This is a genomic window from Paracoccus sp. N5 (assembly GCF_000371965.1).
In the GTDB taxonomy this organism is placed as follows: domain Bacteria; phylum Pseudomonadota; class Alphaproteobacteria; order Rhodobacterales; family Rhodobacteraceae; genus Paracoccus.
The window spans coordinates 2,632,560-2,647,438 of record NZ_AQUO01000001.1 but is presented as its reverse complement, the minus strand read 5'-3'; the positions used below and the strand labels follow the sequence as shown (position 1 = coordinate 2,647,438).

The following is a 14,879-nucleotide window of genomic DNA, read 5'->3' as shown; positions in this document are numbered from 1 at the left end:
CGCGACGGGGGCAGAGCCCCCTAGCTCTTCTTCAGCGCATTCATCAGCGCCGCTCCCAGCGCGCCCGGCGCGCCGCCGGCGGGGCCGGCCGATTTCGGGCCTCGCCCGGGCTGCGCCTTGGGCGCGCGCTCGGCCTGCGCATCGCGCGCGCTGGCGCCGCCGTCCTTGCGCATGGTCAGGCCGATGCGTTTGCGGGCCACGTCCACCTCGGTCACGCGCACCTTGACCACGTCGCCGACCTTCACCACCTCGTTGGGATCCTTGATGAAACGGTCGGCAAGCTGGCTGATGTGCACAAGCCCGTCCTGGTGCACGCCGATATCGACGAAGGCGCCGAAGGCCGCGACATTGGTCACCGTCCCCTCCAGGCTCATGCCGGGTTTCAGGTGCTTGATGTCCTCGACCCCCTCGGCAAAGCTCGCGGTGACGAAGCTCGGGCGCGGGTCGCGGCCGGGCTTTTCCAGCTCGGCCAGAATGTCGCGCACCGTCGGCAGGCCGAAGCTGTCATCGACGAAGGCTTCGGCGTGCAGGCCCGCCAGCGCCTGCGGCTGGCCCATGATCTGGCGGATGTCGCGGCCGCAGGCGGCGACGATCCGACGCGCGAGGCCGTAAGCCTCGGGGTGGACCGAGGAGGCGTCGAGCGGCTCTTTCCCGTCGCGGATGCGCAGGAAGCCGGCCGATTGCTCAAAGGCGCGCGGCCCGAGCCCCGTCACCTTCTTCAGCGCCGCGCGTGAGGGGAAGGCGCCGTTCTGGTCGCGCCAGGCGACGATGTTCTGCGCCAGCGACGGGCCCAGCCCCGCGACATGCGCCAGCAGCGGCGCCGAGGCGGTGTTCAGGTCGACGCCCACCGCGTTCACCGCATCCTCGACCACCGCCTCCAGCGTGCGGGCCAGCTGGCGCTGGTCGACGTCGTGCTGGTACTGGCCGACGCCGATCGATTCCGGCGGCACCTTGACCAGCTCGGCCAGCGGATCCTGCAGCCGCCGCGCGATGGAAACCGCGCCGCGCAAGGACACGTCCAGGTCGGGGAATTCGCGCGCCGCCAGTTCGGAGGCCGAATAGACCGAGGCGCCGGCCTCGCTGACGATGACCTTGACCGGCGCCTTGACGCCCTGGGGCAGACGCTTCAGCACGTCGGCGACCATGCGCTCGGTCTCGCGGCTGGCGGTGCCGTTGCCGATGGCGATCAGCTCGATCTTGTGGCGCAGGATGGCGGCGGCCAGCGCGGCCTCGGCGCCGCGCAGGTCGGATTTCGGCGGAAAGGGATACAGCGTCGCCGTCTCGACCAGTTTGCCGGTCGCATCGACGGCGGCCAGCTTGACGCCGGTGCGGATGCCGGGGTCAAGGCCGATGGTCGGGCGCGGCCCCGCGGGCGAGGCCAGCAGCAGATCCTTGAGATTGCGGGCGAAAACCCGGATCGCCTCGGCATGGGCGCGGCTGCGCAGCTCGGTCAGCAGGTCGATGTACATGGTGTTCGACAGCCGCACCCGCCAGCACCAGCCGGCCATCTTGCGCAGCCAGGCATCGCCCGGCAGGTCGCCCAGCCGCCCCAGCGCCTGGGCGACGATGCCCTCGGCCCGCGCCACGCCGGTCTCGGGCTCGGGGGCGATCTCGACCGTCAGCACCTCTTCCTTGACGCCGCGCAGGATCGCCAGGGCGCGATGCGCGGGAATGGCGGACCATTTCTCGGCATGGGCGAAATAGTCGCTGAACTTGGCGCCGGCCTGCTCCTTGCCCGGCACCACACGCGCCGAGACGATGGCCTCGGCCTGCATGAATTCGCGCAGCCGGCCCAGCAGGACGGCGTTTTCGGACAGTTCCTCGACCAGGATGTCGCGGGCGCCGTCCAACGCCGATTTCACGTCTGGCACCGCCTCGGTCAGATAGGCGGCGGCCAGCGCCTCGGGCGCCGACGCACGGTCGGCCTGGATGGCGCGCAGCAGCGGCTCCAGCCCGTTTTCGCGCGCGATCATCGCCTTGGTGCGGCGCTTGGGCTTGAAGGGCAGATAGATGTCCTCGAGCGCGGCCTTGGTCTCGGCCCCGGCGATGGCGCGGGCCAGATCCTCGGTCAGCTTGCCCTGGGAGCGGATCTGGTCGCGGATCGCCAGGCGCCGCGCCTCGAGTTCGCGCAGATAGGCCAGCCGTTCCGACAGGTTGCGCAGCTGGGTATCGTCAAGACCGCCCGTCACCTCCTTGCGGTAGCGGGCGACGAAGGGCACCGTGGCGCCACCGTCCAGCAGCCCGGTCGCGGCGACGACCTGCGCGGGGCTGGCGTTGATTTCCTGGGCGATGATGCGGGCGATGCGGTCGGCTGCGTCCAATTCCGGCGTCCTTTCCTGCTGGACCGCCAGTCTTACCCAAAGCCGCCGCGCCCGCCAAGCGCCGCGGCTCAGCTCAGCCGCAAGGCCGAGCGCAGCTGGGCTTCGAAACCGGCGTCCAGACGCGGCAGGCGCATGTCGCCCTGCGTCGTCTCCATCGCGCGCCACAGGTTGGCGAGCGCTTGCCAGTTCAGGTCCGGCTCGACCTCGGTTTCGACCAGATGCAGCTGGCCGGCCAGCCAGCGGAAGGCCACGCCCGCCAGCAGCGCGTTGGCATGGGCCAGCGCCTGATCGGCCAGATCGTCGTCCAGCTGGGCCTCGGCGATCGACAGGAAGCCGCCGAGATCCTGTTCAAGGAAAAGATTCTGCGCCTCGATCAGATAGCTTTCGCAGATCGAGAAGCCCAGTTCGCACCATTCCGGCACCGAGCCCGTGAAGCCCAGCCCGGCGATTTCGATGCCCGAACCATGCAGATGGTCGAAAACCCATTCGCCAGCCGCTTGCGCCGCGCCTGCAACATGCAGGGACTTACCATTCACCACCATCACCCACCAACCGAAAATTGAGACCATTCAATGAAATACAATTAAAGCGATCTCGGGCCCCAGAGGCCAGTTAACCTTTGGGACAGGTGTGGTCGGCGTCCTGACGGTGAGTCAGGCCACTGAAAAGGCGAAATTTTCCCGCGCCTCGCCCGATCAGGCACTGGGCTTCCCGGTTGTGCGAACCAAGGGAAAATCCAACCCCAACCTGCAAGGGCACGATTCGACGCGCGGCCGGACGTCCCGGCCGCGCACCCGCGTCAGTTGAAGTCGAAGACGTTCGACAGCAGGATCGTGTCGCCGGTGTTGAAGGTCAGCAGCGTGCCCCGCGCCACCTCCGAGACCGAATAGCTCATCCCGCGGTCGAATTGCAGGATGTCCAGGCCCTCGTCGAAGGCCAGCACGGTATCGTGGCCGAAGCCGGCGTGGAAGACCAGCGTGTCGACGTCGCCGTCGCCCGGGGCCTGCCAGCTGGTGAAGTCGCCATTGGCCGAGATCAGGTCGTTGCCGCGCCCGCCCTCGATGGTGTCGCGATCCTCGCCGCCCTCCAGCGTGTCGCGGCCATTGGTACCGATCAGCAGGTCATTGTCCCAGCGGGTGTTGAACTGGATGCCGGTCGCGTTGACGCCGACGCTGGCATTGGCGCCGGTCACCGTGTCGCGGCCCTGATGGGTCCAGCCCTGCTCCATGCTCTGGAAGTGCAGCACGTTGTGGACATTGCCCATGTCGGTATAGGCGCGACCCTTGGAGCTGGTGATATATTCGACATAAGCGCCGGTGTGATCCGGCTCGACCGCCCAGATGTTGATCAGGTCGTGGCCACCGCCGCCGTAGATCGTGTCGTTGCCCGGCGCCACGTCGTCGCCCAGGCCCCAACGGATGTTTTCATCGCCGATGCCGCCATAGATCAGGTCGTGGCCGGTCGAGGACTGGATGAAGTCGTTGCCTGCCCCGCCCCAGATCGAGTCGTTGCCCGCGCCGCCGTCCAGCACGTCGTCGGTCGCGGTGCCGGTGATGATGTCATGGCCGGCGCCGGCATAGATGGTGACGCCATGCACCGGCGTGCCGGAATGCGCCTCGTTCAGGCTCGAGCCGGCGGCGCGGATCGTGTCATTGCCGCTGGTGCCGTAGAAACGCTCGATTCCCTCGAATTTCAGGCTGTGGCCGCCGACCTTGATCAGCCCGTCTTCGGTGGTGGCGAAGCGGACGTTGGCCCCGGCGCTGCCCTGGATGTGCAGCTGATCGCCGCCCGAGCGGTCCAGATAAGGGTTCGCATCGTAGCGTTCGCCCTGGTCGCCGCCAATGAACGTATCCTGGCCGCTGGGGGTCCAGTAGAAGGTATCCGCGCCGGTCAGACCCTGGATGCGGTCGTTCACAGACGTGCTGTAGATGAGATCGTCGTTGTTTGTTGGCATGTGGTGTCCTTTCTCGGGGCTTGGCTAAGCACGCGAGGCTTCCGCCGGTAAAGCTGGCCGATTCGGCTGCGGCGCCATCGCGCCGAAAGCCCGTGACCCGCTTGGCAAGAAGCTGCTGGCCTGTCCGCCTCCATGCTTGCGCAGGCTAAATTGGACATATTAAGGACGGATGAACTGCGGGAGAATTCGCTCTGGGCGTGCAAAAATCGTGCGATACCCACAGGATGGGTCATGCCTGCAGGATGGCCCGATGCACGGAAAACCCGCGCAAGACGCGAATCGGCCGTGGCTGATCGCCCTGCGGATGTATCCGATGCTGTTTCGATGGTGCGGGTAGAGGGACTTGAACCCCCACGCCTTGCGGCGCCAGGACCTAAACCTGGTGCGTCTGCCAATTCCGCCATACCCGCGGCGCGATCCGGGCGGCCGGGGCCAGCGGATCGCGGACGTCATAGCAAAGCCCCTCGGCGCGTGCGAGCGGAAAAGTCAGCCCGCCAGTCGGCGCAGCACCGCCGGAAGGCGCTCGGGCAGATCCTCGGCGATCAGGCCGGGACCGAAATCGCGCGCCGCCTCGGCATGCAGCCAGGCTCCGGTCCCGGCGGCGGGCAGCGGCGCGAAGCCGCGCGCCAGCAGGCCGGCGACGATCCCGGTCAGCACGTCGCCCGCCCCCGCCGTCGCCAGCCAGGGCGCCGCGTCGGGGCCCAGGGCGGCCGCGATGCAGGCGCTGCCGTCCGGCGCCGCGACCACCGTGTCGGGCCCCTTCAGCAGCACCGCGCAGCCGGCCCGCGCCGCCGCCAGCCGCGCCGCGTCCAGCCGCGAGAAGGCCGGTCCCGCCTCGGCCGGCGCCGCGAGCCGGGCGGCAAGATCGGGAAACAGCCGGGCGAACTCGCCGCCATGCGGCGTCAGCAGGGCGCGGGGATGCAGGGCCGCAAACAGGGCCTCGGGCCGGTCGGCAAAGGCGGTCAGCGCATCGGCGTCGAGCACCGCGGCGCGGCCCGAAGCCAGCGCCTCGGGCACCAGCGCCCGGGCGCGCTCGAGCCCCAGCCCCGGTCCCAGCGCCAGGGCGCCGAGCCGGGTATCGCGCAGCAGGGCGCGCAGCCCGGCGGCATCGGCCAGCGGCGCCAGCATCACCGCATCCAGCCGCGCGGCATTTTCCGCCAGCGCCTCGGGCGGGCAGGCCAGCGTCACCAGCCCGGCGCCGACCCGCAGCGCCGCCCGGGCCGAAAGCCGCGCCGCGCCGCCATGGCCGGGGCCGCCGCCCAGCACCAGCGCATGGCCGTGGTCGTATTTGTGCCCGGCCCGCTTCAGCAGGCCCGGCAGCGGCCCGGCCAGGCGGACGCAGGGGCCGGCGCGGTCCTGCCATGCGTCCAGGCCGATGTCGGCGACAACCAGCGCACCGCAGAACTCTGGCCCTTCCTCCATCAGGTGGCCGAGCTTGGGCCTGTGAAACGTGACCGTCAGATCGGATCTCGGGATCGGCAGATCATCGTCGGCAAGCATCCGGCCGCTATCGGCACAAAGCCCGCTGGGAACATCCACCGCCACGATTCGGTCGAGAGACGGGCTGCGCGGGCCGCCGAACACGTTATGCAGGGCTTCGCAAATACTGTCGAAGAGGTCGCAGAGAGCGGAGTCGAGCCGCCGCGATAGGCCGATGCCGAATAGCGCGTCCACCAGGATTTCCGCCTGCCATACCGGCTCGCGATCGACGGGTGCCGGCGAAACGGAGCCGATCTCGCGCCAGCGGTCATAGTTGCGACGGGCATCGGGCGGCAGATGATCGGGATCGCCCAGAAGCGACACCCTGACCTGCCAGCCCCGCTCGGCCAGCAGCCGCGCCACGACGAACCCGTCGCCGCCGTTGTTGCCTGGACCGCACAGAACGATGGCGCGATGGCGCGCTCGGGCGGGATGCTCGCGATATTCGGGCCAACGGTTCAAGATCGCCTCGACCACGGCGGCTCCGGCCCGCTCCATCAACGCATCACCGCTGACCCGGCCCGAGCCGATGGCCGCATCCTCGACCGCGCGCATCTGTCGAGTCGTCAGGATCTCGGGCCAGCCGGCCAAATCGTCGCTCATAATTTAGGCATTCCGCACAATATTAAGGCAGCCATTCGGGATTTGCCGGTTTCATGCCGCATTCCCCGCCAAGCCGCATGGACTGGCCCCATCAAACCCGCCAATCAGGGCGCAGGCAAGTCGCGAGAGAAGGATCAGGCGATGAAGAAAGTCGAAGCCATCATCAAGCCCTTCAAGCTGGACGATGTGAAAGAGGCCCTTCAGGAAGTCGGCGTGCAGGGGCTTTCGGTCACCGAGGTCAAGGGCTTCGGCCGGCAAAAGGGCCATACCGAGCTTTATCGCGGCGCGGAATATGTCGTGGATTTCCTGCCCAAGGTGAAGATCGAGATGGTGCTGCCCGACGACCTGGTCGAGGCCGCCGTGGATGCCATCATCTCGGCCGCGCGCACCGAAAAGATCGGCGACGGCAAGATCTTCATCCTGCCCGTCGAACAGGCGATCCGCATCCGCACCGGCGAGACCGGCGACGACGCCGTCTGATCCACCCGCACAGTTTTTCGAAGACACTCGCCCGGCGGCGGCGCCGGGCTGACTGATGGAGGAAGGAACCCCAATGCAAGTCAAGGATGTTCTGGATCTGATGAAGACGGAAGAGGTCGAATATGTCGACGTCCGCTTCACCGATCCCAAGGGCAAGCTGCAGCACGTCACGCTGGTCGCCGACCTGGTCGACGAGGACTTCTTCGAGGAAGGCTTCATGTTCGACGGCTCGTCGATCGCCGGCTGGAAGTCCATCGACCAGTCCGACATGAAGCTGATGCTCGACCCGTCCTCGGTCTATATCGACCCGTTCTATGCCGAAAAGACGCTCTGCGTGCATTGCAACGTGGTCGAGCCCGACACCGGCGAGGCCTATCCCCGCGACCCGCGCGGCACTGCGGTCAAGGCCGAGGCCTATTTGAAATCCAGCGGCATCGGCGACACCGCCTATTTCGGGCCCGAGGCCGAATTCTTCCTGTTCGACGACGTGAAATACCAGATCTCGCCGCAGAAGGTCTCGTTCGAGATCGACTCGGTCGATGCCGCCTGGAACACCGACACCGCCTATGAGGACGGCAACCTCGGCCACCGCGCGCCCCACAAGGGCGGCTATTTCCCGGTGAACCCGATCGACGCGGCGCAGGACATCCGCGGCGAGATGCTGTCCACGATGAAGCGCATGGGCATCAAGGTCGACAAGCACCACCACGAGGTCGCCTCGGGCCAGCACGAGCTGGGCATGATCTTCGGCGGGCTGGTCCAGCAGGCCGACAACATCCAGAAATACAAATACGTCATCCACAACGTGGCGGCGGCCTATGGCAAGTCGGCGACCTTCATGCCGAAGCCGATGAAGGGCGACAACGGCTCGGGCATGCATGTCAATATGTCGATCTGGAAGGACGGCAAGCCGCTGTTCGCCGGCGACAAATATGCCGACCTGAGCCAGGAGGCGCTGTGGTTCATCGGCGGCATCCTGAAGCACGCCAAGGCGCTGAACGCGCTGACCAACCCGGCGACCAACAGCTACAAGCGGCTGATCCCCGGCTTCGAGGCCCCGGTGCTGCGCGCCTATTCGGCCCGCAACCGTTCGGGCTGCGTGCGCATTCCGTGGACCGAATCGCCGAAGGCCAAGCGCGTCGAGGCCCGCTTCCCCGATCCGGCCGCGAACCCCTACCTGGCCTTCGCGGCGCTGCTGATGGCCGGCCTCGACGGCATCAAGAACAAGATCGACCCGGGCCCGGCCTCGGACAAGGACCTCTACGACCTGCCGCCGGAAGAGCTGGCCGAGATCCCGACCGTCTGCGGCTCGCTGCGCGAGGCGCTGGAGGAGCTCGAGAAGGACATGGACTTCCTGCTGGCGGGCGATGTCTTCACCCGCGACCAGCTGGAAGCCTATATCAAGCTGAAATGGGAAGAGGTCTATGCCTATGAGCATACCCCCCACCCCATCGAATACGCGATGTATTACAGCTGCTGAGCCAGTTTCAGAACGATCCGGAAAGCCGCCCTTCGGGGCGGCTTTTTCGTGCGCATTTCAGGCAGACAAAAGCAGACAATTGAAATAGATGAAAAATTTTGCGCGGAAAACCGCTTAGGGCTTGCTATCTTGGTCGGTTTCGCCTTCTGATTGAGCGGCATCCTTCGGCTTCTCTGCCGGCGGTTGCTGCCTTCCAGCCTTCGGCAAGGGTCCTCCCTGCCTGTCACAGGAGCTAAGAATGCCATATTACACACAGATTCCCGACGCGACCATCGATCTGAACGCCGAAACCCCGGTGCTCGGCCTCGGCAACAACCTGCTGCTCAACGAACTCTATACTTCGAACGAATTCTCGCAATATGACGTCGAGGCTACCGAAGCCACGACGCTCGACCGAGGCGACGCGATGTCGCTGGTCGATGCCAATGGCGATTCGCTGGCTGAAGGCACCTTTGCCGGCACGGGCACGCTGTCGACGGCGGCGGTGGGGTTGGACCTTGGCCTCGCCTCGCTTTCGATCCAGCTCAATCCGATCAGCGGCTCCTTCATGACGGCCAGCGATGGCACCGTCAGTTTCGTCAGCGACGAGCCGCTGGATGCGGACCACCTCGGGTTGACAATCACCGGCACCATCGGCTTGCCGCCCTTGGGAACGTCCATCAACCTGGCCGACATCAATATCTCGGAACTCGCGGACAATGAGCTGCTGGCACCCTTCGCGGGTGCGATCCAGGACCTGCTCGACACTGTCGTGGTCAATGTCGCCTATGACGCGGAAGGCACGCTGGACCTCGACGACGCCGAGGTCTTCCCCTGCTTCACCGCCGGCACGCTGATCGACACGCCGCGGGGCGCCGTCGCGGTCGAGACGCTGACGGTCGGCGACCTGGTGCTGACCGCCGACCATGGCGCCCAGCCGATCCGCTGGATCGGCCGCCGGCGCTTCGATGCCGGCAAGCTTGCCGCCAATCCGGCGCTGGTGCCGGTGCGGATCAAGGCCGGCGCGCTGGGGCCGAACCAGCCGGCCGCCGATCTGCTGGTCTCGCCGCAGCACCGCATCCTGCTGCGCTCGCGCATCGCCCGGCGCATGTTCGGCACGGACGAGATCCTGGTCGCGGCCAAGCAGCTGCTGCTGATCGAGGGCGTCGACCTGGCGCATGACCTCGAGGCGGTGGAATATGTCCACCTGCTGTTCGACCGCCACGAGGTCGTGCAGGCCAACGGCGCCGCGACCGAGTCGCTCTATCTGGGTCCGCAGGCCTTGGAATCGCTGCCCGCCAAGGCGGTGGCCGAGATCACGGCGATCTTCCCGGAACTGGCCGAGCGGCTGCACGAGCCCCTGGGCGCCCGGCTGCTGGCCTCGGGCCGGCAGGCGCGCAAGCTCGCGCATCGCCACGCGCAGAACGGCCAGCCGCTGATCGCCTGAAAACCCAAGGCCGCGCCCGTCCGGCGCGGCCTTTTCGTCAGGGCGCGAAGCTTTCCACCCAGTCGATCAGCCGCGGCAGGCTGTGCCGCTTGAGGTCATAGCCGTCCAGGATCGCCTGCCGCGCCGCCGCCTTCAGCCGCGCCGCCTCGGGGTCGCCGGCCAGGCCCTTGACCAAGGCCGCCTCCAGCGCCGGCTGGTCGAAGAACGGCACCAGCCGGCCATTCTCGCCGTCCCGGACCAGCTCGCGCACCGGCTCGGTGTCCGAGGCGACGATATGGCAGCCCGCCGCCATCGCCTCGGTCAGCGACCAGCTCAGCACGAAGGGATAGGTCAGGTAGCAATGCACCTTCGCGACCTGCAGCAGCGCCAGGTATTGCGGATAGGGCACCCGGCCCATGAAATGGATGCGCGTGAGGTCGAGCTGGCCGTCAAGCTCGGCCAGCATCTTCTCTTTCCAGCCGGCGGCGTCCCGCGGCGGGCTGCCGTAGCTGACGCCGTCGCCGCCGACCAGCACCACCTGCGCATCCGGCCGCGCCCGCAGCACCGCGGGCAGCGCGCGCATGAAGCGGTGAAAGCCGCGATAGGGCTCCAGCGAGCGCGAGACATAGGTCAGCACCTCGTCGCCCGGCCGCAGCACCCGCCCATCCGGCAGGGTGAATTCCGCCGCCGGATTCGGGCAGACCTTGTCGGTGTCGATGCCGTCATGGATCACCGTCAGCTTCTGGCGCAACTCGGGCGGAAAGCTTTCGGCCTGATAGCGCGTCGGCGCCAGGCCGGCGTCGGCCTGCACCAGCCCCTGGATCAGATGCGCCGAGCGGGCAACGGTGGCGACCCGCCCCTCGTCGCTGTCCGGGTTGATTTCGGGGTCGAAGCCGACGTCATGGCCGCGGGTGCGATACAGAAGCTCGGCATAGACCAGCAGCTTCGCCTGGGGCCAGATCTCGTGCAGGAACAGCGTCTCGCCCCAGCCGGAATGGCCGAAGATCACGTCGGGCGTATAATTGTGGCGGTCGCGCAGCGCCCGGCAGCCGCGCGCGGTCAGCCAGCCGCGCTCGGCATGTTCGCTGTAGGTGCGGCCCAGGATGCCGGGCAGCTTCATGTCCTCGGGCGCCTTGTAGCGCACCACCCGCACCGGGCTGGGGCGCGGGTTCTTTTCGTCCGTCAGCCCCATGACGTGATGGCCGCGCGCCGCCAGCGCCGGGGCCAGGTGCAGGAACTGGGCGGGAAAATTCTGGTGGACGAACAGGATCTTCATGCGATGGCCGTCAGAAAGGCCGCCTCGATCAGGCGGCGGGTGTAATCGCTTTGCGGATGCTCGAACACCGCCTCGGTCGTGCCCTGCTCGACCACCTCGCCGGCGCGCATGACCATGATCTGATGCGACATGGCGCGCACCACGCGCAGGTCGTGGCTGATGAACAGGAAGGCCAGCCCGTGCTTCTTCTGCAAGCGCCGCAGCAGTTCCACGATCTGGACCTGCACGGTCATGTCCAGCGCGCTGGTCGGCTCGTCCAGCACCACCAGCTTGGGGTTCAGGATCATCGCCCGGGCGATGGCGATGCGCTGGCGCTGGCCGCCCGAGAACTCATGCGGATAGCGGTGCATGGTCGCGGGGTCGAGGCCGACCTCGCGCATGATCTCATCGACCATCTGCCGGCGGTCGCGGCCGGGTTCGACGCCGTGGACGCCCAGGCCCTCGGCTATGATCTGCTCGACCGTCATGCGCGGGGACAGGCTGCCGTAAGGGTCCTGGAACACGATCTGCATGTCGCGCCGCAAGCCGCGCAGCGCCCGCCCGCCCAGGCCGGCGATGTCGCGGCCCATATAGACCACCGGCCCGTCGCTTTCGATCAGCCGCATGATCGCCAGCGCCAGCGTGGTCTTTCCGCTGCCGGATTCGCCGACGATGCCCAGCGTCTCGCCCGCCCGCACCGACAGCGTGGCGCCGTTCACCGCCTTGACGTGACCGACGGTGCGGCGCAGGAAACCGCGCTGGATCGGGAACCAGACCTTGAGGTCGCGGGTCGAGACCACCTCGGGCGGATCGCCCACCAGCGGCTCGGCCCGGCCCTTGGGCTCGGCGGCCAGCAGCATGCGGGTATATTCGTGCTGCGGATCGGCGAAGATGCGTTCGACCGGGCCCTGCTCGACGACCTCGCCGCCCTTCATCACGCAGACCCGGTCGGCGATGCGGCGCACCAACCCGAGGTCGTGGCTGATGAACAGCATCGACAGGCCCTCGGCGGCCTTGAGCTCGGCCAGCAGCTGCATGATCTGGGCCTGGATGGTCACGTCCAGCGCCGTCGTCGGCTCGTCGGCAATCAGCAGCTCGGGGCCGTTCGCCAGCGCCATGGCGATCATGATGCGCTGGCGCTGCCCGCCGGAAAACTGGTGCGGGTAATCGGCCAGCCGGCTCTCCGGGTCGCGGATGCCGACGCGGGTCAAAAGCTCGATGATCCGCGCCCGCGCCGCCTGCCCGCGCAGGCCCTGGTGCAGCGCCAGGCTTTCGCCCAGTTGGCGTTCCAGCGTGTGCAGCGGGTTCAGCGAGGTCATCGGCTCTTGGAAGATGAAGCTGATGTCGTTGCCGCGCACCTTGCGCAATTCCGCCTCGGAGGCGCCGACCAGCTCGCGCCCGGCGTATCTGACCGAGCCGGACAGCTCGGCACTGTCGCCCAGCAGACCGACGGTCGACAGCGCCGTGACCGACTTGCCGGAACCGGATTCGCCGACCAGCGCCACCGTCTCGCCCTTGCCGACGCCAAAGCTGACGCCTTTCACGGCGGGCACCACCTGCCCGTCCTGACGAAAACCGATGCGCAGGTCGCGCACATCCAGAACCGGCGTCATCGGAAGGTCTTTCTTGGGTCGAAGGCATCGCGCACGCCCTCGAAGATGAACACCAGCAGCGACAGCATGATGGCGAAGGTGAAGAAGGCGGTGAAGCCCAGCCAGGGCGCCTGCAGGTTCTGCTTGGCCTGCAAGGCCAGTTCGCCCAGCGAGGGCGCCGAGGTCGGCAGGCCGTAGCCCAGATAATCCAGCGCCGCCAAGGACGAGATCACCCCGGTCACGACAAAGGGCAGCATGGTCAGCGTCGCGACCATGGCATTGGGCAGGATGTGGCGGAACATGATGGTGCGGTCGCTGACCCCCAGCGCCCGCGCGGCGCGGACATATTCGAAGTTTCGCGCCCGCAGGAACTCGGCCCGGACCACGCCGACCAGCGCCGGCCAACCGAACAGGATCGAGACGAAGACCAGCAGCCAGAAGCTGCGCCCCAAGATCGCGAACAGGATGATGATGACGTAAAGCGAGGGCGTCGAGCCCCAGATTTCCAGCATCCGTTGCAGGAACAGGTCGGTGCGGCCGCCGAAATAGCCCTGCACGGCGCCGGCGGCGATGCCGATGACCGAACTGATGGCGGTCACGATCAGCGTGAACAGGACCGACAGCCGAAAGCCATAGATCACTCGCGCCAGCACGTCGCGCGAGGTGTCGTCGGTGCCGAGCCAATGCGCGCGGTCTGGCGCGCTTGGCGCGGTGCCGACATTGTTGATGGTGCGGTAATGATAGGGGATCGCCGGCCAGATCATCCAGCCCTTCTCGACCGCCTCGCCGCCGACTTCGCCGGTGTCGCGGGCCAGTTTCTCGGTGCCCTCGGGATCGTCCCAGCATTCCTGCCGGCCGCCGGTGACGATCAGGCATTGCACGCCGGGGTCGGTATAGATCGCCTCGGTGCCGAAATCGCCGCCGAAGGCGGTCTCGGGGTAGAACTTGTAGACCGGGAAATACAGCCCGCCCCGGTAGCTGACCACGATCGGCTTGTCGTTGGCGATAAGCTCCGCGAACAGCGAGGCCACGAACAGCAGCGTGAACAGGATCAGCGACCAGAAGGCGCGCGTGTTGCGGCGGAAATTGCGCAGCCGGCGGCGGTTCAGTTCCGACATCGCCATCAGCCGGCCCTCCGCTCGAAGTCGATGCGGGGGTCGACCAGCACATACATCAGGTCCGATAGGATCCCGACCAGCAGGCCCAGCAGGCCGAAGACATAGAGCGTGCCGAAGATCACCGGATAGTCGCGCTGCACCGCCGCCTCGAAGCCCAGCCGGCCAAGGCCGTCGAGCGAGAAGATGGTCTCGATCAGGATCGAGGAGCCGAAGAACACGCCCAGGAACATGGCCGGAAAGCCCGCGATCACGATCAGCATGGCATTGCGGAAGACGTGGCCGTAAAGCACGCGGCGCTCGGTCAGGCCCTTGGCGCGGGCGGTCATGACATATTGCTTGTTGATCTCGTCCAGGAAGCTGTTCTTGGTCAGCAGCGTCAGCGTGGCGAAGCTGGAGATCGTCGTCGCCAGCACCGGCAGGGTGATGTGCCAGAGATAGTCCTTGACCTTGCCCCACAGGCTGAGGTCGGCGAAATTGTCCGAGGTCAGCCCGCGCAGCGGAAAGATCTGCCAATAGCTGCCGCCGGCGAAGAGCACCATCAAGAGCACCGCGAACAGGAAGGCCGGGATGGCATAGCCGACGATGATGATGCCGCTGGTCCAGGTGTCGAAGGCGGTCCCGGCGCGCACCGCCTTGCGGATGCCCAGCGGGATCGAGATCAGATAGGCGATCAGCGTCGACCACAGCCCCAGCGTGATCGAGACCGGCATCTTTTCCAGCACCAGGTCGATGACCGAGATCGAGCGGAAGAAGCTGGTGCCGAAATCGAAGCGCAGGTAATTGCCCAGCATGATCAGGAAGCGCTGCGCGGCGCCGATCTTTTCCTTGTGGCAATCGGGCGATCTCAGGTCGGGCTCGCCCTGATGTGCGGGCGTGCAGGCGATCCTGGCAAAGCCCATCTGCACTTCCAGCTGGTCCAGCAGCTCGGGCGGGATGCCGCGGGCGCCGGCATATTCGGTCGATTGCGCCGCCTGCGCATCGCCGCCGCCGGTGATGTTGCGCAGGGCGTCGCCCTCGCCCTGGACGCGGGCGATGATCTGCTCGATCGGGCCGCCGGGGACGAATTGCGTCAGCGTGAAATTGACCAGCATGATGCCGATCAGCGTGGGTATGATCAGCAGCAAACGCCGCAGGATATAGGCTGCCATCCGCCCCTTTGCTCCGCCTTGCTCCGCGCCCGGGCCCGGGGGGC

The 14,879-nt window shown here is 67.2% G+C and carries 11 protein-coding genes and 1 tRNA gene; 3 read left to right on the top strand and 9 right to left on the bottom strand.

What is annotated here, in order from left to right; all coding sequences use genetic code 11:
• Window positions 1–20: 20 nt before the first annotated feature.
• The 5 genes from PARN5_RS0113365 to PARN5_RS0113345 all read right to left on the bottom strand — a co-directional run bounded on the left by PARN5_RS0113365 (window position 21) and on the right by PARN5_RS0113345 (window position 6,357).
• Window positions 21–2,321: a Tex family protein gene (locus PARN5_RS0113365; RefSeq protein ID WP_018000276.1), complete on the bottom strand. Its 2,301-nt coding sequence runs from the start codon at window positions 2,319–2,321 to the stop codon at window positions 21–23.
• Between the two features lie 68 nt (window positions 2,322–2,389).
• The gene (locus tag PARN5_RS0113360) at window positions 2,390–2,890 is read right to left on the bottom strand and encodes a hypothetical protein (RefSeq protein ID WP_198289589.1); all 501 of its coding nucleotides are present in this window, start codon (window positions 2,888–2,890) and stop codon (window positions 2,390–2,392) included.
• Between the two features lie 230 nt (window positions 2,891–3,120).
• A complete protein-coding gene (locus PARN5_RS22140; protein WP_018000274.1) occupies window positions 3,121–4,275 on the bottom strand; it encodes a hypothetical protein in 1,155 nt (384 codons plus the stop codon).
• 325 nt (window positions 4,276–4,600) lie between these two features.
• Window positions 4,601–4,685 (bottom strand) — tRNA-Leu (locus PARN5_RS0113350).
• Window positions 4,686–4,761: 76 nt separating this feature from the next.
• A complete protein-coding gene (locus tag PARN5_RS0113345) occupies window positions 4,762–6,357 on the bottom strand; it encodes a bifunctional ADP-dependent NAD(P)H-hydrate dehydratase/NAD(P)H-hydrate epimerase (RefSeq protein WP_018000273.1) in 1,596 nt (531 codons plus the stop codon).
• 141 nt (window positions 6,358–6,498) lie between these two features.
• Between PARN5_RS0113345 and PARN5_RS0113340 the strand changes: the two genes are divergently transcribed.
• The 3 genes from PARN5_RS0113340 (at window position 6,499) to PARN5_RS23560 (ending at window position 9,743) form a co-directional block, all read left to right on the top strand.
• Window positions 6,499–6,837 (top strand): P-II family nitrogen regulator, encoded by a 339-nt coding sequence (locus PARN5_RS0113340; protein ID WP_010398051.1) that lies wholly within the window; start codon window positions 6,499–6,501, stop codon window positions 6,835–6,837.
• Window positions 6,838–6,910: 73 nt separating this feature from the next.
• A complete protein-coding gene (gene glnA / locus PARN5_RS0113335) occupies window positions 6,911–8,317 on the top strand; it encodes a type I glutamate--ammonia ligase (protein WP_018000272.1) in 1,407 nt (468 codons plus the stop codon).
• 238 nt (window positions 8,318–8,555) lie between these two features.
• A complete protein-coding gene (locus tag PARN5_RS23560) occupies window positions 8,556–9,743 on the top strand; it encodes a Hint domain-containing protein (RefSeq protein WP_018000271.1) in 1,188 nt (395 codons plus the stop codon).
• Window positions 9,744–9,780: 37 nt separating this feature from the next.
• Here PARN5_RS23560 and PARN5_RS0113325 read toward each other — a convergent pair whose 3' ends face one another.
• The 4 genes from PARN5_RS0113325 to PARN5_RS0113310 are packed head-to-tail and all read right to left on the bottom strand — an operon-like array spanning window position 9,781 to window position 14,835.
• Entirely contained in the window at window positions 9,781–10,998 is a 1,218-nt protein-coding gene (locus PARN5_RS0113325) for a glycosyltransferase (protein WP_018000270.1), read from the bottom strand.
• Window positions 10,995–12,590, bottom strand: a complete 1,596-nt coding sequence (locus PARN5_RS0113320) for an ABC transporter ATP-binding protein (RefSeq protein WP_018000269.1) — start codon at window positions 12,588–12,590, stop codon at window positions 10,995–10,997. The genes PARN5_RS0113325 and PARN5_RS0113320 overlap by 4 nt, the downstream gene beginning before the upstream one ends.
• Complete coding sequence (locus PARN5_RS0113315; RefSeq protein ID WP_018000268.1) at window positions 12,587–13,693, bottom strand: ABC transporter permease; 1,107 nt, start codon at window positions 13,691–13,693, stop codon at window positions 12,587–12,589. The genes PARN5_RS0113320 and PARN5_RS0113315 overlap by 4 nt, the downstream gene beginning before the upstream one ends.
• Window positions 13,693–14,835, bottom strand: a complete 1,143-nt coding sequence (locus PARN5_RS0113310) for an ABC transporter permease subunit (protein ID WP_018000267.1) — start codon at window positions 14,833–14,835, stop codon at window positions 13,693–13,695. Before PARN5_RS0113310 ends, PARN5_RS0113315 begins: the two co-directional genes overlap by 1 nt.
• Between the last annotated feature and the right edge of the window lie 44 nt (window positions 14,836–14,879).